Here is a 20,033-nt window from a genome sequence, read left to right as displayed (position 1 = left end):
CCCTCGACCTTTTCGTACTACCGCGAGTGAACTAGCGGACGGTGTGCACGATCAGCACGTCCGAACGGGACTTGCGGGCCACGTCCGAGGGGACGGAGCCGAGCAGGCGACCGGTGAGGGTGTTGAGGCCCCGGTTGCCGACGACGAGCAGGTCGGCGTCCACTTCGTTGACGAGGTCGAGCAGCGAATCGACCGGCTCGCCGACGATCGCGCGGTCGACGATGTTCTTCGCACCGGCGGCCAGCGCCTTTTCCCGGGCGACGTGCAGGATCTCGTTGGTCGGGGCCGAGCCACGGACCTGGTAGGCCTCGTCCTTGAGCACATCGGCGGCGGCGGCGACGTCGCGGTCGTCGGTCGGGAAGTAGGCGCAGGCCAGCACGAGAGTTGCCTCAGCGTCCCCGGCGAGCGCCGCGGCCTTCTCCACCGCCACGTACGACGAATCCGAGCCATCAGTACCGACGACAATGGTCCGGTAGGCGGTCATCTCTCCTCCAACTTGGTCGGTGCCAGCACCGAACCACTCGGGAATCGAGCGTCAGCGCGGCAATTGGCTCGACCCTAACGCCAAATCAGGCCGATTTATCAGAAATCGCAACAGATCACACCGGGAGTGTTGGCGTTCCTGCCCGATGTCACGGTGGCCTTCGCAACAGTCGAGAAGATTCACCTGCGGCAACAAGACCGCGGTTCGAAGAAATTGTGGCCTATCACAACACGATCAACGACATAGTGCGGCTGGGACTTTGATCACATCAGCCGGAGAAACTGGGGAACCCACAGGCCGCGCTTCCGGTGCCGGTATTCGCCGCCACGGTCACCGTGGCGGGGGTGATCCACCAGCTGTTGAGATAGCTGTCGACTTTCGCCGTCAGCTGGTGCGCGCCGGCGGCGGCGGGACGCCAGGAGGTCTTGGTCTCGCCGATCGCCGGGATCGTGACCGTGTCGATCACGTCACCGTTGTCATAGAAGGTCACCGGTGCGCCGGCGTGGCCCGAGCTGTAGCCGACGACGTTGACCGCGACCACCGTGTAGGAACAGCCGACCTTCGGATCGGCGCTCGACACGCTGACCCGCTGGCCATCCGAGATGTCCGCGTGCGCGCCCGGCGCGAGCAGAGCCGTGGCGGCCAGCGCGGTCGCGAGGGCGGCACCGAGACGGGCGGTCCGGTCGAATGATGTTGTCACTGTTGATGTCCTGACTTCTCCACGCAGCAACGGCCGCTGCGAATGCGGTGACACTATCGACGAACACCGCCGTTCCAAGGTGGAATGTCCATATTTCAGACCCCCTACTTCTCGGGTCTGGACGCACCCGATCAGCGCGCCCTGGGGACAGCGCTCACTGCCTGTGCGCTGCGCGCGTATTCCGTCGGCGACATCCCGATCTCGGCGGTGAATTCGCGGCTGAAATGCGCCTGGTCGAAATAGCCGAGCTGGGCCGCGAGTACCGCGACATCAGGGCGGCCGTGCGCGAGCAGGTCGGCGGCGTCCTGCAACCTGAACCGGCACAGTACCCATTTCGGGCCTGCCCCGACATAGCGGCGGAACAGGCGTTGCAGGGTGCGGATCGGGACGGCGAAACGATCGGTGACCTGGTCGACCCTGGTCAGCTCCGGATCGGTCGCCATGGCGGTGACGATACGGGTCACCAGCGCGTAGTGCGGATCGTCGGTGCGGCCACGGCCCGCGAAGAACTCCTCGACGATGTCGCGTCGGCGCTCGTCGGACTGTTCGGCCAGCACTCGGTCGGCCAGGCCCGCGGCCTCGGGCAACACCGCGCTCAGCGGGGCCGAATCATCGCGCAGCGCGCCGACATCCATGCCGGTGAAGGCACCGAATCCGCCGGGGGCGAACCGGATGCCGAAGGTCTCGCCTTCCCCGGCGAGCTCGCGCACGTACTTCGTCGTGCACACCCCGGTGACGAAGCCGCCGGTGCGGGTGGTGCTGCGTTCGAAGGTGACGTTCACGCACGGGAACGACAGCACCTGCGCCGAATAGCTGGGCCGACCACGCAGATCCCACCGCACCACCCAGTACCGGTCCGCGAACTCGGCCAGCGCGGGCCCGACCCCCAGCCGGTTCAGCGAGCGGTGCCTCGCCTGCTCCTGCGGGTGCAGGATTCCTTTCACATCACCGGGATCCGGCGCCGCTGTCATCACCGGCCGATCTGTCGCGTTCTTACAAGACGGGCCGTCGACCGCGGAGCAGGATCGTAGTCATGACCAATCCCGTTGCGCCCATTCCGGAGGGCTACCACTCCATCACCTGTTTCCTGGCCGTGCCGGACGGAAACGCGGCCATCGACTTCTACACTGCGGTCTTCGAGGCGAAGGTGCTCAGCCGCGCCGATCTGCCCGACGGCCAGCCCGCGCACGCCGAACTGCTCATCGGGGATTCCACCCTGCAGCTCGGGATGCCCATCCCCGACAACAATGTTCGCGCCCCCGAGGACTGGGTGCACACCTCGGTGGTGCACTACTGCCCCGACGTGGACGCGGTGATCGCCCGCGCGCTCTCCCACGGCGCCCGCAGCGCCGAGGAGCCACAGACCTTCGTCACCGGGGATCGCTTCGGCGTGGTGATCGACCCCTTCGGCCACCGCTGGGCGGTGATCACCCGCGTCGAGGACGTCTCGAAGGAAGAGGCCGACCGCCGTGTCGCCGCGTGGATGGCCGAGCAGGCGTAGCGGCCCGCCAGGCCAGGCCCCCGACCACAGAGGCCTCGCCTCCGAGCAGCACGCGCGCGATCGGTCGCGCAGCTCGGGGGCGGGGTCGCCCGGCGGCCGTGGCATCTGCATGGTCAGGAAAGCCCCGCGGCGTCCATCCCGCGCAGCTCCTTCTTCAGGTCGGCGATCTCGTCACGCAACCGGCCCGCCAGCTCGAACTGCAATTCGCGGGCCGCGTTCATCATCTGCGCCGTGAGTTCGGTGACCAGGGCGGCCAATTCGGCACGTGGCATCGACTTCACATCGCGTTCGGCGTAGATACCCGAGCTGGCGCGGCCCGGTTCGCCCTGAGCGCGCCTGCCGCGGCTGGCATTGCGGCCCGATCCGCCGACGGCCACCTCGTCCTCGGCCTCGGTGTACACCTGATCCAGGATGTCGGCGATCTTCTTGCGCAGCGGCTGCGGGTCGAGGCCGTTCTCGGTGTTGTAGGCGATCTGCTTGGCACGGCGGCGATCGGTCTCCTCGATCGCGTGCTGCATCGAGTCGGTGATCTTGTCCGCGTACATGTGCACTTCGCCGGACACGTTGCGCGCCGCGCGGCCGATGGTCTGGATGAGGCTGGTGCTCGACCGCAGGAAGCCTTCCTTGTCGGCGTCGAGGATCGCGACCAGCGACACTTCGGGCAGGTCGAGGCCCTCGCGCAGCAGGTTGATGCCGACGAGCACGTCGTACTCGCCCAGGCGTAGCTGCCGGAGCAGTTCGACGCGCCGCAGCGTGTCGATCTCGGAGTGCAGGTAGCGGACCTTCACACCGAGGCCGAGCAGGTAGTCGGTGAGGTCTTCGGACATCTTCTTGGTGAGTGTGGTGACCAGGACCCGCTCGTTGCGCTCCGAACGCTCGCGGATCTCGTGCACCAGGTCGTCGATCTGCCCCTTGGTGGGCTTGACCACGACCTTCGGATCGACCAGGCCGGTCGGGCGGATGACCTGCTCGACCACCTCACCGCCGACCTGACCCAGCTCGTAGTTGCCCGGTGTCGCCGACAGATACACCGCCTGACCGATTCGCCCGGCGAACTCCTCCCAGGTCAGCGGCCGGTTGTCGACCGCCGACGGCAACCGGAAACCGAAATCGACGAGATTGCGCTTACGCGACATGTCACCTTCGAACATGCCGCCGATCTGCGGCACCGTGACGTGCGATTCGTCGATCACGAGCAGGAAGTCGTCGGGGAAGTAGTCGAGCAGCGTCGCAGGCGCCGAACCCGCCGGGCGCCCGTCGATGTGGCGCGAGTAGTTCTCGATGCCCGAGCAGAAGCCGACCTGACGGATCATCTCCAGGTCGTATTCGGTGCGCATCCGCAACCGCTGCGCCTCGAGCAATTTGCCCTGACGCTCCAATTCCTCGAGCCGCGCGGCCAATTCGGCCTCGATGTCGCCGACCGCGCGCTCCATCCGCTCCGGACCGGCCACGTAGTGGGTGGCGGGGAAGATGCGCGCCGAATCGACCTGGCGCACCACGTCACCGGTGAGCGGGTGCAGGTAGTAGAGCGCCTCGATCTCGTCACCGAAGAACTCGATGCGGATCGCCAGCTCCTCGTAGGACGGGATGATCTCGACGGTGTCGCCGCGTACCCGGAAGGAACCACGGGTGAACGACATGTCGTTGCGGGTGTATTGCACATCGACGAGCAGCCGCAGCAACGCGTCGCGGTCGATCTCGCCGCCGACCTCGAGCTGCACCGACCGGTCCAGATACGACTGCGGGGTGCCGAGACCGTAGATGCACGACACCGAGGCGACCACCACGACATCGCGACGCGAGAGCAGACTCGAGGTCGCCGAGTGCCGCAGCCGCTCGACGTCGTCGTTGATCGAGCTGTCCTTCTCGATGTAGGTGTCGGTCTGGGCGATGTACGCCTCGGGTTGGTAGTAGTCGTAGTACGAGACGAAGTATTCGACCGCGTTGTTGGGCAGCATCTCGCGCAGCTCGTTGGCCAGCTGCGCGGCCAAGGTCTTGTTCGGCGCCATCACCAGCGTGGGGCGCTGCAACTTCTCGATCAGCCAGGCGGTGGTCGCCGATTTACCGGTACCGGTGGCGCCGAGCAGGACGACGTCCTTCTCCCCCGCGTTCACCCGGCGCTCGAGCTCGGCGATGGCCGCGGGCTGGTCGCCGGCGGGCGAGTACTCGCTGACCACCTCGAATCGGGCGCCCGAGCGCTCGATCGTGCCGACGGGGCGGTGTTCGGAATGGGCGATCGGGTGACCCCGCTCTTCGTACCCTTCCGTCGGGATCTCGGTTGCGAATGCCATGGAACCAGCTTAGGCGCGACCACTGACACGTTTGCGCGCCAGCGAGCCACCGCCCGTCCGCCACACCCCGCGCCGCGCCGATCACCGGCGGTCGGGTCGTGGTCGTTCTGGTGAACTTCTGCTCATCGATACCGTCGCGGCACTGCGCGGCTGTGACGACAGCCACCGGCAAGCAAACCGTCCGCGACCCCCATTTCGCCTGGTCGGGGCGACCGCACACGAACGCGGCGAATGCCCGGCACTTCGCGCGATGTCCGAAAAGTCCCTTGCGCCAATGACATTCGACAATCGAGGCGCCGAATCGACCACTCCACAACTCCCGATGCGGGCGTACCCTGAGTTGATCATCGGACGTGGTGAAGGACAAGGCCATGAGCGTTCTACTTCCCCTGCTCGTCGCGGCTCCCGCGGTAACCGGATTCGCCGGCTATTTCGCCAGAGAGATACGCGGCCCGCACACACCGACCACCGTTTCCACGACCGTCTCACCGTCTGCCAGACCCCGGGTCGAATACTTCGACCTCGCCGAGCTGACCAGCACCGACGCCAAGGGCTACATCCGCCCGGTCGACCGGTACGAAGTGCAGCCGTGGGGCATCTATCTGGCCCGCGTCCTCGACCGGCCGCACGGTCGCTACGAGGAGTCCTGGATGCTGCCCGGCCAGGCCATTCGCGCCACCATCAGCCACGACCGGCCCGGCCATCACCGCAGCCACGATTACGTGCTCGACATCATCGAGTGCGTCCAGGTCGGCCCGAAACGGTGGCGGACCACCGACTACTTCCTCGACATCGCGGTGCGGCGCGGCCGGTCCTCGACGTTGTCCGGGTCCAGCGAGCTGCTCGCCGCGCACGCCGCCGGCCATGTCGGCACCGAGCACGCCGACCGGGCGTTCGAGGGTGCCGCGCGCGTGCTCGACGGGCTGGCGGCCAACGACCACGATGTCGAACAGTGGTTGCGGTCGCGGGAGATCACGCTGACCTGGATGTGACCGCCGACCCGGCGCGGGTCGGCACGCGCCGGTAGATTCTGCGCTCATGACGCAGGCATCCACCGTGCACGTGCATCCACCCAAGGTCGAGTACTTCGACGTCGCGGCAGGCACGAACACCGATCCCAAAGGTTTCGTCCGGCCGGTGGAGATCTATCGGGTGGAGCCGTGGGGCCTGTACATGGGTCGCCACTCCGATCACGCGCACTTCCACTACCTGGAATCGTGGGTCCTGCCGGAGCTGTCGCTGCGGGCGTCGAAGCTGCACTACAACCCCGGCGTCGAGCAGTGGCAGGACATCTATGTCGATGTGGGCGCGTTCACCAGGGAGTCGCCGACGCTGTGGCGCTCGGTCGACCACTACCTCGACGTACTGGTCCGCACCCGGCGTGATGTCCGGCTCGTCGACGTCGACGAGCTGCTGGCCGCGCACACCAACGGCCTGCTGGACGCCGCGCAGTGTCAGGCAGCGATCGAACACGCCACCGCGGCGATCGACGGGATCGCCGCGCACGGCTATTCACTCGAGGAATGGCTGAGCACCTTCGGGATGACCCTGACCTGGCGCCGAAACGACGAACCGCCCGGACCTCGGTAGGGGGTCCGGGCGGTGCGGGGAGTCGGTGTCAGCCGGCCGACAGGCTCGGGAACAGGTCCGCGAGGCCGCCGCCGCACGACGCGCTCCCGGTGCTGCCCGCCGCACCGACGGTGACGGTGATCGAGTCGCTGATCAGCAGCTGACGTGCCTCGAGCTTGTGCTGGCCCGCCGTGGTCGGCTTCCAGGTGATGCTCACGGTGCCCGAGAGCAGCGATGGCGACACCGGGCTGCCCGGAATATCCACCCCGTTGTCGGTGAACTTCACCGAGGTCAGCCGGTCGACCTCGACGCTGGCGGTCAGCTTGTAGCTGCAACCGACCTTGTGGTCGGTTCCGGCCACGCCGAGATTACCGACCCAGGCCGAGGCCTGTGGAGCGGCCAGCACGAGGCTGGCGGCGACGGCGCCGAGTGCGGTGATGCCGAAGCCCGCACGGCCGAACTGACGGTGATGTGTTGTCATACGCGCTACAACTTCCCTGTGAATCGAGTCACCCTGTAGTGACTTCGCACAATTTACACAGCGCGAGACAGCGTGCGGACAGTTTCCGAAACATTGATGTTTAACAGATTGGTGCGCGGTTCACGCGCGGGCGGCGGCCCACTCGGTGACCACCGGATAGACCGCGTCGAACCACGGTTCCTTCACCACGTAGTAGGCATCACCGGCCGCGTCGCCGGTCAGATCCGCCGCCGCGAGTTCGGCTCCGCGCTTGACCGCCAGGTACTCCGACCGCGCGCTCTCGTTCGCGCGCAACCAGTCGCGCAGATCGAGCGCGAACCGCTGTCCGAGCGAATCCCGCACGCGCAGATGAATATTGGCCGGCCTTCCCGGATCGGCATTGCCGTGCAGGCGTTTTCCCCAGAGGGCGAGGTCGGTCCCCTCGGGATCGCCGTGGCTCGGTTTCGGATTGTCGTGCGTCACCTGGGGAGCGAGCGGGAACCCGGCGGCCGTCAAGGCATCCGTCAGCGATTCGGCCGTGGCCATATCGGCCACCGTCACCTGGATGTCGATGATGTCCTTGGCGGGGAGTCCGTGCACCGCGGTGGATCCGACGTGATCAATGCGCACCGCCGACGCACCGCAGGCCAGGTGCAGCCGGGCGATGATCCTGCGCGCCTGCATATCCCATTCCGGGTCGGTGACGAGAACGTAGTCGGCGCGCGCCCGGATGCCCTCGCGCTGATTGCGCTCGAACGGCACCAGCCGTCGCGCCCACAGCTCACGGACCTGCGCCTCGACCACCTCCGGCGCACCGTTGTTGTCGAGCCACACATCGGCGACCGCGCGGCGCTGGTCGTCGGTGGCCTGGGCGGCGATCCTGACTCGAGCGTCGGCTTCGGCCACGCCGCGGTGTTCGACCAGCCTGCGCAGCCTGGTCTCCTCTTCTGCCCCGACCACCACGACGAGCTGCATCAGTGGCGCGAGCCCGTTCTCGACCAGGAGCGGAATATCCTGCACCACAACGGCATCGGTGGCCGCTTCGCCGATCAGATCCGCGGTACGGGCGCCGACCAGCGGATGGGTGATGGCGTTGAGCTTGCCCCGCGACACATCGTCGGCGAAGGCGACCGCGGCCAGCGCGGGCCGGTCCAAGCTGCCGTCGGGGCTCAGAATGCCCTCACCGAATTCCTCGACCAGCGCGGCCAGGCCCGGCGTACCGGGGGCGACGACCTCGCGCGCGATCGCGTCGGAGTCGATGAGCACCGCCCCGAGTTCGACCAGCGTCCGCGCCACTGTGGACTTACCCGCTCCCATGCCTCCGGTGAGGCCGATCCGCAACATGGGCCCAGTCTCGCATCCCGGCCGCCGCGCCGGGGCACCTCCTCCGACACGCCCATGCCCGGAGCGGCGGAAGATCCCGGGCCGGGCGCGTCGCGTGGATTAATCTTCCGCGCAGGCGAGAAGGCCGCACGACTACCGGAGGATGATCATGAGTACCAGGAACCACCGGGCGGCTCGCCACCGCCTCGGTATGCCCGGCGGTGTGCACTGCATCGAATTCCCCGCTGTCGCAGCGACTCTCGCCGAGTACCGGCGCTCCTGGTTCACTACCCTGCTCTCCCCCGCCAGACACAGCTTCGCCGCGATGCGCAAACGCCCGAGCATGGCCACCGGATACTGGTCGCCCGCCGCCGCGAGCTGACAGTGGGCCCGGCGCGATGCCGAGCCCACCCCCGCTCAGACGCCGACGAGACCGCTCGGCGCGCGCCGTGCCCCCGGCTGCTGCGCCGGCATCGCATTCGGCGGCACCGGGTACGGCACACCCTGTCCGAGGGTGCCCGCCGCGATATTCGGACCGCACTGCGCGATCGCCGCGTCGGCCTTGGGGCGCGGGTCGGGCAGCACCGGTTTCGCGGCATTCGGCGCCGCCGCGAAGTCGAACGTGGATGTCATATCGCCGGTGACGCCGCGTCGCCACGCGGTCAGGTTCGGCACGTCGACGCCGAATCTGGTTTCCAGCAAACGCAATTGGGACGTGTGGTCGAAGGTCTGCGAGGCGACCAACCCACCGCGGCTGTACGGCGAGATCACCATGCACGGCACCCGGTAACCCAGTCCGATCGGGCCGGTGATCCCACCCGCGGCGGGCACCCGATTCAGTGGCACCGTCAGGAATTCACCCGTGGTGCCGGGCGGCGGGGTCGGCGGCGTGACGTGGTCGAAGAAGCCGCCGTTCTCGTCGTAGCTGATGATCAGCGCGGTCTTCTCCCACACCGCCGGATTCGAGGTGAGGATATCGAGGAGCCCCACGATGCCGAGCGCACCGAAAGCCGCGGGCAGCGCGGGGTGTTCGCAGTGCAGCAGCGACGGCACCACCCAGGACACCGCGGGCAGCGTGTTGTTGGCGACGTCGGCCTGGAAATCGTTCGGGTAGGTCGGTGCGATACCACGGCGCGCCAGTTCGGAATTCGGGTCGGCGGCCTGGGTGAAGCAGCCCATCATGCCGTCCAGGAGCATCGACGAGGCCGGGCCGACATCGCGATTGCTGTAGATCTTCCACGGCACCCCGCCCTCGGACAGGTTCTCCGGGTAGGTCCGCCAGCTGTAGACGTTCTTCGGAAGCAGGGTCGGCGTCTCCACCAGCGGACCGCCCGCCAGGCCGTCGGGGTCGATGCTCGCGCTCATCCAGTACAGCCGGTTGGGGTCGGTGGGACCGAGCACCGAGCAGTGGTAGTTGTCGCACAGCGTGAACGCCTGCGCGAGCTCGGTGTGGATCGGAATGTCTTCCGGAAGGTAGTAACCCATCGCCGCGGGCGCGTTCGCCGGCCCGACCGAGGCCACCGACATCGGCATCCAGCCGTCGTTGCGGCCGTTGTTGAATGCCTTGTGCATGCCCGGCCAGGTGTGGTCGGGGTCGTTGATGCACTCGCCGTCCAGCGTGGCGCCGCGGGTGGTGTCGAGCCGGAACGGTTCGACGAAACCGTCTGCGGTGGGCCCGATTCCGGGCGACCACCCGTACTGACGCCACGACGCGGAGGACTCACCGAACCCGCGCACCCCCGACAGGGTGCCGAAATAGTGGTCGAAGGACCGGTTTTCCTGCATGAGCAAGACGAAGTGCTCGATATCGCCGAGCCCGCCCATGCCCGCCGGATCGGCGGCGAAAGCTCGGTCGATAATCGGATTCGCCCAGGTGGCAAGCGTTCCCACCGCACCGGCGGCCATCGCTTTCGCGAGGAACTGTCGCCGGTTGAGACCGGCGAAGGGACCAGAACTCATCGGAGTGGAGCACCTTTCCCATAGGGGGATGGAGCAATCGCGCACACGCTACCCCACCTGGGAAAAGACCTACTCGCGCAATCCGAGTGAACGGACCAGATCGAGCATCTCGGCCCGGTAGAGCTTGTCCGGATGTTGCGCCCGAGGCCCGAGATGTCCGTAGATCTCCAGCGCCAGCAGCCCGTGCATGCGCCCCCACATCCGCAGCGCGAGAGCCAGTCCCCCGGGCGGCAGGTCGGGGAATTCGCCGCGCACGTGGTCGACGAGAGCGGGGTCGAAATCCGGCCATGCCGGTGCGCCGATGGTCTGCGAGGTCGCGGCATACGGCCAGGCCGCGGCTGCCAGACCGACCAATCCGCTGCACGCACGCAGTTCCGCCTCGTGCGCAGGACCGCTCGACGGCGGTTGATAGCCGAGAACTGGATCGCCGTAGATCAACTTGAACCCAGCGGGATTGGCGACCGCCCATTCCCGGACAGTCTCACCCCAGGCCATGATCCGACCGGCTGGATCGGTTTCGGGCACGGCATCGCGCGCGGCCTCTGCCCGGTCGACGAGCGAGGTGTAGACGTCGGCGATCAGCGTGGTGATCAGGTCGTCCCGAGCGGGAAAGTACCCGTACAGCGCCCCCGCGGTCATCCCCATCTCTCTGGCGATGGCCCGCAAGGAGATCGCGTCGGGACCGCCTTCTGCCAATAGCCGCAACGCGATCGCCTTGATCTCCGCTGTCGCTTCTTCGCGCAATCGCTCGCGCCGATTCCTCACCTCGACCACGGTTGACACCCTACAGCGTTCGTCTACTATCAGCCGTGTCATTACTGAACGGCGTGTAATAATCGAACATCGCTGAGGATTGAGGGCATTGTGGAAATCGGAGTATTCGGCGCCACCGGCGTCATCGGCTCCCGAGTGGTCGCCGAAGCACAGGATCGAGGCCACCGGGTCACAGCGTTCACCCGTGATTCCGCTCGTTTTCCCGCCGAGCGGGGCGACACGGCGTGGCGAGCAGCCGATTGGCTCGACACCGACAGCATCGCCGCGGCGATCGCAGGGCTCGACGTGGTGATCAGCGCCGTCAACGCGGGGCACGGCATCGCCGACACCATCGCCAAGGCAGACAATTTCGTCGTCGGCGCGCGGGCGATGGTCGGTGCGCTGCAACAACATCCGGATATCCGGTTGATCGTCGTCGGCGGTGGCGGGAGCTTGGAGGTCGCCCCCGGCCTGCAATTGGTGGATACCCCGGACTTCACCAGGGTGCTCACCGAGGAACTGCGAGTACCGGCCGAGTACCGCGAGCCCGTGCTCGCCGGTCGCGATGCGCTCAACATCTATCGCCAGTCCAATCGGCACTGGACCTATCTGAGCCCGTCCTCGGGGCGTATCGAACCGGGCCCGCGCACCGGTCGCTACCGACTCGGCGGCGACCAACTTCTCGACTCCGACACCGATATCTCGGCCGAGGACCTCGCTGTCGCGCTCCTCGACGAGGTCGACAATCCGCGCCACCTTCAGCGTCGTTTCACCGTGGGCCGCTGAACAGGATCTGCCCAGGAAAGGCCGAAGGCCCCGGTCCATATGGACCGGGGCCTTCGGTAATGCGGGTGTTGATTCGGGCGTTTCCGCTGAATCAGGCGTTGCCGGAGAGCTTCTCCCGCAGAGCCGCGAGCTGGGCATCGCTGGCCAGCGAGCCGCCCGTGGACTCGGCCGGACCGGAGGTGGACGCAGCCGCGCTGCCACCGGTCTCGGAGGAGTAGTTGCCCGCGACGGGACCACCAGCGGCGGCCTCGGCGGCAGCGTCGGCTGCCATCTTCTCCATCTGGGCAGTGTGCATCTTGTGGCGACGCTCGGCCTCGGCGTAGCGGCCTTCCCACTCTTCACGCTGCTTGTCGAACCCGTCGAGCCATTCGTTGGTCTCGGGATCGAAGCCCTCGGGGAAGATGTAGTTGCCCGCATCGTCGTAGCTGTCGGCCATGCCGTACTTCGACGGGTCGAACTCGGCGTTGTAGTCCTCGTTCGCCTGCTTCAGCGACAGCGAGATCCGACGACGCTCGAGGTCGATGTCGATGACCTTGACCATGGCGTCGTCGCCGACGGCCACAACCTGGTCCGGGACCTCGACGTGGCGCTCGGCCAGCTCGGAGATGTGGACCAGGCCCTCGATGCCCTCTTCAACGCGCACGAAGGCACCGAAGGGAACCAGCTTGGTGACCTTGCCGGGCACGATCTGGCCGATGGCGTGGGTCCGGGCGAACTGACGCCACGGGTCTTCCTGAGTCGCCTTGAGCGACAGGGAGACGCGCTCGCGGTCCAGGTCGACGTCGAGAACCTCGACGGTGACCTCGTTGCCGACCTCGACAACCTCGGACGGGTGGTCGATGTGCTTCCAGGACAGCTCGGAGACGTGTACCAGGCCGTCGACGCCACCCAGGTCCACGAAGGCACCGAAGTTGACGATGGAGGACACGACGCCCTTGCGGACCTGGCCCTTCTGGAGCTGGTGCAGGAACTCGCTGCGGACCTCGGACTGGGTCTGCTCGAGCCAGGCGCGACGCGACAGGACCACGTTGTTGCGGTTCTTGTCGAGCTCGATGATCTTGGCCTCGATCTCCTTGCCGACGTACGGCTGGAGGTCGCGGACACGACGCATCTCGACGAGCGAGGCGGGCAGGAAGCCACGGAGACCGATGTCGAGGATCAGGCCGCCCTTGACGACCTCGATGACGGTGCCCTTGACGGCCTCGTCCTTCTCCTTGAGCTCCTCGATCGTGCCCCACGCGCGCTCGTACTGCGCCCGCTTCTTCGACAGGATCAGGCGGCCTTCCTTGTCCTCCTTCGTGAGGACCAGGGCCTCGACCGCGTCGCCCACGGAAACGACCTCGTTCGGGTCGACGTCGTGCTTGATGGAGAGCTCGCGGGAGGGGATGACGCCTTCGGTCTTGTAACCGATGTCCAGCAGGACCTCGTCACGATCGACCTTGACGATGGTGCCTTCGACGATGTCACCATCGTTGAAGTACTTGATCGTTGCGTCGATGGCGGCCAGGAAATCCTCGGCGGAGCCAATGTCGTTAATGGCTACCTGCGGCGAGGTGACGGTGGTGGGCATATGTGGGTTTGCTCCGGACGGATTGTGGTCGGTTGCGGACATTGGATCTTTCGGTACGCTGCGAGATCACCGCGACGACGCGACGAAGGGATACCGGTAAAGTATCGCACGGACCGTCGCACTTGCCGCTGATCAAATTCAGCGTCCCTCTACAGCGTGCATCAGCCTACGCGACCCGCGCCGAGCCGGGCAAACCACCCCCCGCACCACGCCGATACCCTGTTGGCCGTGTCCGACGACGAACGCCACGCGCAGGCCAACGCGCTGCTGGGTACCTCAGCGACCACCCGAACCAAGATCGACTCGCGCGACAGCGAGCGCGCGAATCGCCGCTGGTGGGACGCCGACGCCGAGCAGTACCACCAGACCCACGCCGACTTCCTCGGCGTCGACTCCCCGGGCGGCGAGTTCGTGTGGTGCCCGGAGGGTCTGCACGAGGGCGACATGGGTTTCCTGGGTGACGTGACCGGCAAGACGATCTTGGAGATCGGCTGCGGATCGGCGCCGTGCTCGCGGTGGCTGGCCGGTCACGGCGCGTTCCCGGTCGGGCTCGATGTGTCGAAGGGGATGCTGGAGCGTGGCGTGGCCGCGATGGATCAGGGCGGACCGCGCGTACCCCTGGTTCAGGCGGGTGCCGAGGCGCTGCCCTTCGCTGACGCGTCGTTCGATCTGGCCTGCTCGGCGTTCGGCGGGGTGCCGTTCGTCGCCGATTCGGCGCTGGTGATGCGCGAGGTGGCTCGGGTGTTGCGCCCGGGTGGGCGCTGGGTGTTCTCGGTGAACCATCCGATGCGCTGGATCTTCCCCGACGATCCGGGCGAGGCGGGTCTGACCGCCACGATCCCGTATTTCGACCGCACTCCTTATGTAGAGGTGGACGGCGACGGTGTGCCGACCTATGTGGAGCACCACCGCACGATCGGTGACCGGGTCCGCGAGATCGTCGGCGCCGGCCTGCACCTGGTGGACATCGTCGAACCGGATTGGCCGGAATGGCTCGACCGCGAATGGGGTCAGTGGTCGCCGCTGCGCGGGCAGATCTTCCCCGGCACCGCCATCTTCATCGCCGAGAAGCCCTAGAACTCCGGCAGCGCGGCGAACGACGGATCCACGCGCACGTTCGGCACGGTGTCGGCGACCCAGCGACGCGCCCTGGTCAGCGCGTGATCGGGGAATTCGACGTCGAAGCGGACGTCATCGGACAGCAGATAGGGCAACCGTCCGCGCAGACCGGGCGCGTACGGGTGGGGCGGGCACATCTCGTCGCGCCGAAGCTGCCGGCCGATCAAGGTCTCGCGCGCGCCGGGCACACCGGTCTCGGGGCAGATCACCTGAAACACCGCCGAGCACCGGTCCTTGGGCACCACGATCGACGCCGCGAAGACCAGCTCACCGCGCGGACCCGGCAGTTGGGTCTTCTCCACCCGCAGCAGGGCGGGCAACTGGTCCACCCACACCACGAACGCCTCGATCAGGCAGCCGGTCCGGGCGTGGTGCTCGGCCAGCCGCCTGCGCAGCCGTTTCAGGTCGTGCAGGCGGGCGGGCAGGTCGGGCGTGCCGTTGACATAGTTCAACGCGACGACGTCACGAGTGGCCGGATTCCCCCAGGTCGTGTCGTCCAACTGTTGCATTCCAGGAATGTCGAACGAGATGGGCACCGGATCAATTTACCGGCGGATTCGAGTTCGGTTGTCCCCGTGGGGCGCCCGGCGCGTCGATCAGGCCGAAATCCGCTCGTCGACCAAGTCGACGAGCCAGGCTTCGTGACTGATCACCATCGCGCGGCTGCGCGGGGTGGCGAGCACGGTCGCCAACGCGGTGCGGAACGCCTCGGCGGCCGCCCGATCGTCGAAATCCAGGTCGATGAGGACTCGGTGTGGTGTGCCGTCGACGCGGCCGACGCGGTAGGTGCGCACGCCGTTGTCGGCGCGGAATCGCTCGTACTGGTCGAACGCGGCCTTCCAGTCGTCGTAGTCGCGAACGGTGTTGTCGATGTGCAGGGTGACGGTCATGGTGACCTCCGTGGTCGTGCCGAATGGACAGCTCAATGGTCTGCCGGTTCGGGGCCCCGGAACATCCCTGATCCTGGGGGTTTTCCGCCGTAGACTGGGGTCCGTGCCGAGCACCTTGGCAGACCGGATCGGCCGTCTGTGCCGCGCCGGGCACTCCGCCAAACGATTGCGTGAACTCGTCCTGGTCGAGATCCGCGCGAGGATCCCGTTCACCGGCCATGTCTTCGCGCTCACCGATCCCGTCACCGCGATCGCGACGGCGCCGCTCGCCGATGTCCCCCGCCTCGATCTCGCGCTCTTGCCCGACTTGATCCGCGCCCGGTATCTCACTCCGCTCAATCGCTGGGACACCGTGCGCGGCACCGGCGCCCACTCGTTGCTGGGCGCCACCGACGGCAACCCGGAACGCTCCCTGCTCTGGCGCACCGCCCAGCACGATCTCGGCGTCACCGACTCCGCCACCGTCACCTTCGCCGACCGCTACGGCTGCTGGGGCTTCCTCGAACTGCTCCGCTACACCGAGTCCCCTTTCACCACACCGGAACTCGGTGAGCTGAGCACGCTGACGATCCCGGTCACCGCCGGCCTGCGCCGTACTGTCGGCGCCACCTTCGTCGAATCCGACGCCGGGCTCGCGCCGCTCGGCCCCGCGGTCGTACTCCTCGACGACACCCTGCGCGTGCGTTCCCAAACGGCAGCCGCCGCGGATTCCCTGCTGCGCCTGCTGCCCCCGGACGAACCGATTCCCCCCGTCCCCGCCTCGGTCTACAACGCGGCCGCCGCCCTGCTCGCCACCGAGGCCGCCGTCCCGCTCGGCCCTGCCACCTCCCGCGTCCACCTGGGCGGCAACCGCTGGCTCACCGTCAAAGCCGACCGCATCGGCCCCGACATCGCCGTGGCCCTGGAACCGAGCACGGCCACCGAACGCCTCGACCTGTTCGCCCGAGCCCACGCCCTCTCCACCCGGGAATCCCAGGTCCTGACCCTCTTGGCGACCGGCCTGGACTCCCACGAACTGGCCGCGGAACTGTTCCTCTCCGAACACACCGTCAACGACCACGTCAAAGCCGTCCTCGCCAAATCCGACACCCGAACCCGCCAGCGCCTCCTCACTCGCGTTCTCGGGGTCGGCTGAGACGACATGATCGATCGACTAGTTGCGCTTGGGCTTTCGGCCTGCCTGGTCGAGGGCAAGGCGGAGGGCGTATTCGATTTGGGAGTTGATGCTGCGCAGGTCGTCGGCCGCCCACTTGGCTATTGCCTCGTGGACGGCCGGGTCGAGCCGTAGCAGGATCTTTTTGGGGTCCTTCTTCGGCTGGGTCATCGGGCGGCTCAGGAGTAGAGGGATCCGGCGTTGACCACGGGCTGGGTGGCGCGGTCACCGCACAGGACGACGAGCAGGTTGGAGACCATGTTGGCCTTGCGCTCCTCGTCGAGTTCGACGGTGCCCTGTTCGGCGAGGCGGTCGAGGGCGAGAGCGACCATGCCGACGGCGCCTTCGACGATCTGGGTGCGAGCGGCGACGACCTGGGCCGCCTGCTGGCGGACGAGCATCGCCTGGGCGATCTCGGGGGCGTAGGCGAGGTGGGTGATGCGGGCCTCGATGACCTCGATACCCGCGGTGAGGGTGCGTTCGCGCAGCTCGACGGTCAGTTCCTCGGCGACTTCGGCACCGTCGCGAAGACTGGTACGGGAGTCGTCGTGGGCGTCGTAGGGGTGGGTGGTGGCGAGGTGACGCACCGCCGCCTCGGACTGGGTTTCGACGTACTCCTCGTAGTCGTCGACAGCGAAGGCGGCCTTGAAGCTGTCGACCACCTTGTAGACGACGACCGCCGCGATCTCGACGGGGTTGCCGTCGGCGTCGTTGACCTTGAGCTTCTGGGTCTCGAAGTTCCGCACCCGCAGCGAGATGGACTTACGGTCGGTGAGCGGGACCACCGAGAAGAACCCGGGCTCGCTCACCGAGCCGATGTAGCGGCCGAAGAAGGTGACGACCTTGGCCTCGTTGGGGTTGACGATGATCAGCCCGGTGGCGAGCAACCAGACGACCAGGATCACGACGACGGCGGCCACCGCGCCGATCCAGGCCAGTGCGCCACCGTTGTGCTGAGTGGCGGCGATGAACGCGAGAACGGCGGCGGCCCCGAACAACAGGGTGAACACCAGCCACCCCAGCACGACGACGAATCCATTGACGCGGAATGCGGACCGCAGCTCCATGACATCCTCCCGATATCTGAGTGATATCACTAAGATAGTAGATATGGGGAGGCTGAGCAAGCGGCGCTAGGAACCGGCGGCGATATTGCGGTTGGCGCGGAACATGTTTCGCGGGTCGTACTTCGCTTTCGCCGCCGCCAGCCAGCGGTAGGTGTCCGGGGAGTAGCCTGCCGCGGTCTGGGCTTCGTCCGCCGCGCCGCCCGCACCGTAGAGGAACGCGAGACTGTGCCCGATCGTCCACGGCGCCAATGCTTCTCGCACCTTCGCGAGGCCTTCTGGTGCGGAGTCACCCTCACCGGGACCGGTGATCACCCGCACGATGTACTCCGCATCGCGATGATCGATCGAGGCCGGGCCACCGTGCCGCAGGGCCGCACCGAGATGGCGGATGTCGATGACCGCGTCGACCGATCCGCCCGGGGCCGTCAACGCGCGCAGTGCGGACAGACCCTGCGGTGTCAGCTCCGAGAGCAGCGCGTTGGTCGCGGCGTAGGCGTGCGGGAAAGGCGGGTCACTGTGGATGGTGTGCGATTCGGCGTAGGGCATCGTGCGCAGGTCCTCGTGCAGCCGAGGTCCGATCCGCCGCAGGGGCGCGACCCACCGTTGCCCCTCCTCGTCCGGCCCGTCGAAGGCGATTCGGATCGAAGCGACGTGACGGCCTCGCAAGGATTCCGGCACGGGCGGGATGTCGGGATAGGTCACCACCGCGATCGTGGAGGTCAGCGCGCTCGGTACGGTCTCGGTCCAGGTGCGCCACGCCTCCAGCGCCGCGTCGACCAGTGGCGCGTCGAAAACCAGCTGACCACCATAGAGTTCGGCGACGGGGACGAGATCGAGTTCGAGACCGGTCACCACGCCGAAGTTCCCGCCGGAACCCAGTACCGCCCCGAACAACTCGTCTTCCGGGCCGAGCGAGCGCATCCTGCCGTCGGCGGTCACCAGTTCGATGCGGCGCACATGATCTGCGGCATAACCGAATTCACGGGCCAGCAATCCGAGCCCGCCGCCGAGCACATACCCGACGACGCCCACCGACGGCGACGACCCGTTCAACGGCGCCAGGCCGTACCGCGCGGCCGCCTCGACCAACGCGCCTGCCCGCACCCCGGCCCCGATGTGAGCGGTACGAGCCTGCGGGTCGACGGTGATGGCGTCCATGCGTCCGGTCGTGATGAGCACCCCGCCGTCGGTGGCTACCGACAGACCGTGTCCGGTCGCCTGCACGGCCACCGACAGCCCGTGCCGTGCGGCGAATTCCACGGCGGCGCGCACGTCCTGGCCGTGCTGGGCGCCGACCACGAACGCCGGACGGTGGGTGTAGGCGGTTTGGAAGCCGGCGATCTCCTCGGCGTACCCGGGGTCGTCCGGCGTGAAGACAGGACCAGTGAACTTCGTTGCGATATCGGTCATGTCTTCGACTCTGCTCGCCGACAATGAATAAGTACAAGAGATAGATCTTCTATTACCTATAATCGATAGTTATGGAACTGCGTCAGCTGCGCTACTTCGTGACGATCGTCGACGAGGGCGGGTTCACCAAGGCCGCCGAACGGCTGCACTTGTCCCAGCCCGGTCTCAGCACCCAGATCCGCCAACTCGAACGCGAACTCGGGCAGCGTCTGCTCGACCGCGGTGCGCGCACCGTGACATTGACCGACGTCGGCGCCGCGGTGCTCACACACGCACGCGCCGCCCTGGCCGCCGCCGACCGGATCGGCGACACGGTCGGGGAGTTCACCGGATTGCTGCGGGGTCAGGTCCGGCTCGGCATGATCTCCGGGGCGGCGTCGGAGGTCTTCGATGTCGCGGGCGTTCTCGCCGATTTCCACCACGATCATCCGCAGGTCGGGATCAGCCTCACCGAGGACACCGCGGAAAGGATGCTCGCCGCCGTCGAACACGGTGAACTCGACATCGCGTTGACCGGATTGACCGGCGCGCCGATAGATTCCGGCATCGGACTCGAGGTGATCCTGGAGACCGCGCTCGTCGCCGCCGTCGCCCACGATGCGCCCATCGACCCCGCCGAATCGGCGGGCTCCATCACGTTGGGAGCCCTCGCCGATCGCCGCCTCATCTGCCTCACCCGGGGCACCGGCCTTCGCGGGGTCTTCGAACGCTCCTGCGCCGCCGCCGGTTTCACCCCGAACATCGCCTTCGAAGCCGCCGCTCCCCCGCTGCTCCTCGAACTCGCCGCACGCGGGCTGGGAACCGCCATCGTCCCAGCCCTCACCACCGCCGAAGCTGACGCCTTCGGCGTCCGATCCCTCGACATCGTCGACCCCACCATCCACGGCCGGCTGGCCCTGGCCTGGCGCACCGATCCCCCGCCCGGCCCGGCGGCGAAGGTGCTGCTCGGGCAACTACGTATCGCCTTCGGCGGCCACGCCTCCGCCGTCGATCGATAG

22 protein-coding genes are annotated in these 20,033 nt (G+C 67.3%); 8 read left to right on the top strand and 14 right to left on the bottom strand.

Annotation, left to right across the window (positions count from 1 at the left end; genetic code table 11):
• Nucleotides 1-31 precede the first annotated feature (31 nt).
• From ACFULV_RS26525 to ACFULV_RS26515, 3 genes are all read right to left on the bottom strand, one after another.
• Nucleotides 32-484 carry a universal stress protein gene (locus ACFULV_RS26525; RefSeq protein WP_378661184.1) on the bottom strand — a complete coding sequence of 151 codons (453 nt, stop codon included), beginning with the start codon at nt 482-484 and terminating at the stop codon, nt 32-34.
• A 268-nt stretch (nt 485-752) separates the two neighbouring features.
• Entirely contained in the window at nt 753-1,184 is a 432-nt protein-coding gene (locus ACFULV_RS26520; protein ID WP_378637082.1) for a hypothetical protein, read from the bottom strand.
• Between the two features lie 131 nt (nt 1,185-1,315).
• Nucleotides 1,316-2,155, bottom strand: a complete 840-nt coding sequence (locus ACFULV_RS26515) for a helix-turn-helix domain-containing protein (RefSeq protein ID WP_378661196.1) — start codon at nt 2,153-2,155, stop codon at nt 1,316-1,318.
• A gap of 62 nt (nt 2,156-2,217) precedes the next feature.
• On the opposite strand from ACFULV_RS26515, the gene ACFULV_RS26510 reads away from it, so the two are divergent.
• Nucleotides 2,218-2,685: a VOC family protein gene (locus ACFULV_RS26510; protein ID WP_378637085.1), complete on the top strand. Its 468-nt coding sequence runs from the start codon at nt 2,218-2,220 to the stop codon at nt 2,683-2,685.
• A gap of 113 nt (nt 2,686-2,798) precedes the next feature.
• Here ACFULV_RS26510 and uvrB read toward each other — a convergent pair whose 3' ends face one another.
• Complete coding sequence (gene uvrB / locus ACFULV_RS26505) at nt 2,799-4,976, bottom strand: excinuclease ABC subunit UvrB (RefSeq protein ID WP_378661181.1); 2,178 nt, start codon at nt 4,974-4,976, stop codon at nt 2,799-2,801.
• Nucleotides 4,977-5,347: 371 nt separating this feature from the next.
• Here uvrB and ACFULV_RS26500 point away from each other — a divergent pair, with 371 nt between their 5' ends.
• Both ACFULV_RS26500 and ACFULV_RS26495 read left to right on the top strand, forming a co-directional pair.
• On the top strand, nt 5,348-5,968 hold the full coding sequence (locus ACFULV_RS26500) for a DUF402 domain-containing protein (protein ID WP_378661179.1): 621 nt from the start codon (nt 5,348-5,350) through the stop codon (nt 5,966-5,968).
• A gap of 46 nt (nt 5,969-6,014) precedes the next feature.
• Nucleotides 6,015-6,566, top strand: a complete 552-nt coding sequence (locus tag ACFULV_RS26495; protein ID WP_378661176.1) for a DUF402 domain-containing protein — start codon at nt 6,015-6,017, stop codon at nt 6,564-6,566.
• 28 nt (nt 6,567-6,594) lie between these two features.
• Here the strand turns inward: ACFULV_RS26495 and ACFULV_RS26490 are convergent, their stop codons facing one another.
• Both ACFULV_RS26490 and coaE read right to left on the bottom strand, forming a co-directional pair.
• The gene (locus ACFULV_RS26490) at nt 6,595-7,026 is read right to left on the bottom strand and encodes a hypothetical protein (protein WP_378661173.1); all 432 of its coding nucleotides are present in this window, start codon (nt 7,024-7,026) and stop codon (nt 6,595-6,597) included.
• A 120-nt stretch (nt 7,027-7,146) separates the two neighbouring features.
• On the bottom strand, nt 7,147-8,349 hold the full coding sequence (coaE, locus tag ACFULV_RS26485) for a dephospho-CoA kinase (RefSeq protein WP_378661171.1): 1,203 nt from the start codon (nt 8,347-8,349) through the stop codon (nt 7,147-7,149).
• Between the two features lie 148 nt (nt 8,350-8,497).
• Between coaE and ACFULV_RS26480 the strand changes: the two genes are divergently transcribed.
• Nucleotides 8,498-8,710, top strand: coding sequence for a hypothetical protein (locus ACFULV_RS26480; RefSeq protein WP_378637096.1), 213 nt, complete (start codon nt 8,498-8,500; stop codon nt 8,708-8,710).
• A 35-nt stretch (nt 8,711-8,745) separates the two neighbouring features.
• Here ACFULV_RS26480 and ACFULV_RS26475 read toward each other — a convergent pair whose 3' ends face one another.
• Together ACFULV_RS26475 and ACFULV_RS26470 are read right to left on the bottom strand one after the other, a co-directional pair.
• Entirely contained in the window at nt 8,746-10,287 is a 1,542-nt protein-coding gene (locus ACFULV_RS26475) for a phospholipase C (protein WP_378661168.1), read from the bottom strand.
• A gap of 69 nt (nt 10,288-10,356) precedes the next feature.
• Complete coding sequence (locus ACFULV_RS26470; RefSeq protein WP_378661165.1) at nt 10,357-11,061, bottom strand: TetR/AcrR family transcriptional regulator; 705 nt, start codon at nt 11,059-11,061, stop codon at nt 10,357-10,359.
• A gap of 90 nt (nt 11,062-11,151) precedes the next feature.
• On the opposite strand from ACFULV_RS26470, the gene ACFULV_RS26465 reads away from it, so the two are divergent.
• A complete protein-coding gene (locus ACFULV_RS26465) occupies nt 11,152-11,826 on the top strand; it encodes an NAD(P)-dependent oxidoreductase (protein WP_378661162.1) in 675 nt (224 codons plus the stop codon).
• Nucleotides 11,827-11,917: 91 nt separating this feature from the next.
• On the opposite strand, the gene rpsA is transcribed toward ACFULV_RS26465, so the two are convergent.
• On the bottom strand, nt 11,918-13,396 hold the full coding sequence (gene rpsA, locus ACFULV_RS26460) for a 30S ribosomal protein S1 (protein WP_056824523.1): 1,479 nt from the start codon (nt 13,394-13,396) through the stop codon (nt 11,918-11,920).
• A 228-nt stretch (nt 13,397-13,624) separates the two neighbouring features.
• Here rpsA and ACFULV_RS26455 point away from each other — a divergent pair, with 228 nt between their 5' ends.
• Nucleotides 13,625-14,473, top strand: coding sequence for a class I SAM-dependent methyltransferase (locus tag ACFULV_RS26455; protein ID WP_378637106.1), 849 nt, complete (start codon nt 13,625-13,627; stop codon nt 14,471-14,473).
• Here the strand turns inward: ACFULV_RS26455 and ACFULV_RS26450 are convergent.
• Nucleotides 14,470-15,024, bottom strand: coding sequence for a hypothetical protein (locus ACFULV_RS26450; protein WP_378637108.1), 555 nt, complete (start codon nt 15,022-15,024; stop codon nt 14,470-14,472). The two genes, ACFULV_RS26455 and ACFULV_RS26450, sit on opposite strands and share 4 nt — an antisense overlap.
• Nucleotides 15,025-15,111: 87 nt before the next feature.
• On the bottom strand, nt 15,112-15,405 hold the full coding sequence (locus tag ACFULV_RS26445) for a hypothetical protein (RefSeq protein WP_378637110.1): 294 nt from the start codon (nt 15,403-15,405) through the stop codon (nt 15,112-15,114).
• A 103-nt stretch (nt 15,406-15,508) separates the two neighbouring features.
• On the opposite strand from ACFULV_RS26445, the gene ACFULV_RS26440 reads away from it, so the two are divergent.
• Nucleotides 15,509-16,540: a LuxR C-terminal-related transcriptional regulator gene (locus tag ACFULV_RS26440; RefSeq protein WP_378661159.1), complete on the top strand. Its 1,032-nt coding sequence runs from the start codon at nt 15,509-15,511 to the stop codon at nt 16,538-16,540.
• Nucleotides 16,541-16,558: 18 nt separating this feature from the next.
• Here ACFULV_RS26440 and ACFULV_RS26435 read toward each other — a convergent pair whose 3' ends face one another.
• The 3 genes from ACFULV_RS26435 to ACFULV_RS26425 all read right to left on the bottom strand — a co-directional run bounded on the left by ACFULV_RS26435 (nt 16,559) and on the right by ACFULV_RS26425 (nt 19,035).
• Nucleotides 16,559-16,729 (bottom strand): toxin-antitoxin system HicB family antitoxin, encoded by a 171-nt coding sequence (locus ACFULV_RS26435; RefSeq protein ID WP_378637115.1) that lies wholly within the window; start codon nt 16,727-16,729, stop codon nt 16,559-16,561.
• Nucleotides 16,730-16,737: 8 nt separating this feature from the next.
• The gene (locus tag ACFULV_RS26430) at nt 16,738-17,625 is read right to left on the bottom strand and encodes an SPFH domain-containing protein (protein ID WP_358188763.1); all 888 of its coding nucleotides are present in this window, start codon (nt 17,623-17,625) and stop codon (nt 16,738-16,740) included.
• A 66-nt stretch (nt 17,626-17,691) separates the two neighbouring features.
• Nucleotides 17,692-19,035: an FAD-binding oxidoreductase gene (locus ACFULV_RS26425; protein WP_378661156.1), complete on the bottom strand. Its 1,344-nt coding sequence runs from the start codon at nt 19,033-19,035 to the stop codon at nt 17,692-17,694.
• A gap of 71 nt (nt 19,036-19,106) precedes the next feature.
• On the opposite strand from ACFULV_RS26425, the gene ACFULV_RS26420 reads away from it, so the two are divergent.
• Complete coding sequence (locus ACFULV_RS26420; RefSeq protein WP_358188767.1) at nt 19,107-20,033, top strand: LysR family transcriptional regulator; 927 nt, start codon at nt 19,107-19,109, stop codon at nt 20,031-20,033.

The organism is Nocardia sp. NPDC057272 (assembly GCF_042668615.1).
Classification (GTDB): domain Bacteria; phylum Actinomycetota; class Actinomycetes; order Mycobacteriales; family Mycobacteriaceae; genus Nocardia.
This window is presented reverse-complemented; position numbering and strand designations above follow the sequence as displayed.

What these genes read in the sequence shown, in the direction of transcription:
- ACFULV_RS26490 (WP_378661173.1), bottom strand. Translation starts at nt 7,026, where the DNA reads ATGACAACACATCACCGTCAGTTCGGCCGTGCGGGCTTCGGCATCACC.
- ACFULV_RS26480 (WP_378637096.1), top strand. Translation starts at nt 8,498, where the DNA reads ATGAGTACCAGGAACCACCGGGCGGCTCGCCACCGCCTCGGTATGCCC.
- ACFULV_RS26450 (WP_378637108.1), bottom strand. Translation starts at nt 15,024, where the DNA reads ATGCAACAGTTGGACGACACGACCTGGGGGAATCCGGCCACTCGTGAC.
- ACFULV_RS26515 (WP_378661196.1), bottom strand. Translation starts at nt 2,155, where the DNA reads ATGACAGCGGCGCCGGATCCCGGTGATGTGAAAGGAATCCTGCACCCG.
- ACFULV_RS26425 (WP_378661156.1), bottom strand. Translation starts at nt 19,035, where the DNA reads ATGACCGATATCGCAACGAAGTTCACTGGTCCTGTCTTCACGCCGGAC.
- rpsA (WP_056824523.1), bottom strand. Translation starts at nt 13,396, where the DNA reads ATGCCCACCACCGTCACCTCGCCGCAGGTAGCCATTAACGACATTGGC.
- ACFULV_RS26435 (WP_378637115.1), bottom strand. Translation starts at nt 16,729, where the DNA reads ATGACCCAGCCGAAGAAGGACCCCAAAAAGATCCTGCTACGGCTCGAC.
- ACFULV_RS26445 (WP_378637110.1), bottom strand. Translation starts at nt 15,405, where the DNA reads ATGACCGTCACCCTGCACATCGACAACACCGTTCGCGACTACGACGAC.
- uvrB (WP_378661181.1), bottom strand. Translation starts at nt 4,976, where the DNA reads ATGGCATTCGCAACCGAGATCCCGACGGAAGGGTACGAAGAGCGGGGT.
- ACFULV_RS26420 (WP_358188767.1), top strand. Translation starts at nt 19,107, where the DNA reads ATGGAACTGCGTCAGCTGCGCTACTTCGTGACGATCGTCGACGAGGGC.
- ACFULV_RS26510 (WP_378637085.1), top strand. Translation starts at nt 2,218, where the DNA reads ATGACCAATCCCGTTGCGCCCATTCCGGAGGGCTACCACTCCATCACC.
- ACFULV_RS26495 (WP_378661176.1), top strand. Translation starts at nt 6,015, where the DNA reads ATGACGCAGGCATCCACCGTGCACGTGCATCCACCCAAGGTCGAGTAC.
- ACFULV_RS26500 (WP_378661179.1), top strand. Translation starts at nt 5,348, where the DNA reads ATGAGCGTTCTACTTCCCCTGCTCGTCGCGGCTCCCGCGGTAACCGGA.
- ACFULV_RS26430 (WP_358188763.1), bottom strand. Translation starts at nt 17,625, where the DNA reads ATGGAGCTGCGGTCCGCATTCCGCGTCAATGGATTCGTCGTCGTGCTG.
- coaE (WP_378661171.1), bottom strand. Translation starts at nt 8,349, where the DNA reads ATGTTGCGGATCGGCCTCACCGGAGGCATGGGAGCGGGTAAGTCCACA.
- ACFULV_RS26525 (WP_378661184.1), bottom strand. Translation starts at nt 484, where the DNA reads ATGACCGCCTACCGGACCATTGTCGTCGGTACTGATGGCTCGGATTCG.
- ACFULV_RS26475 (WP_378661168.1), bottom strand. Translation starts at nt 10,287, where the DNA reads ATGAGTTCTGGTCCCTTCGCCGGTCTCAACCGGCGACAGTTCCTCGCG.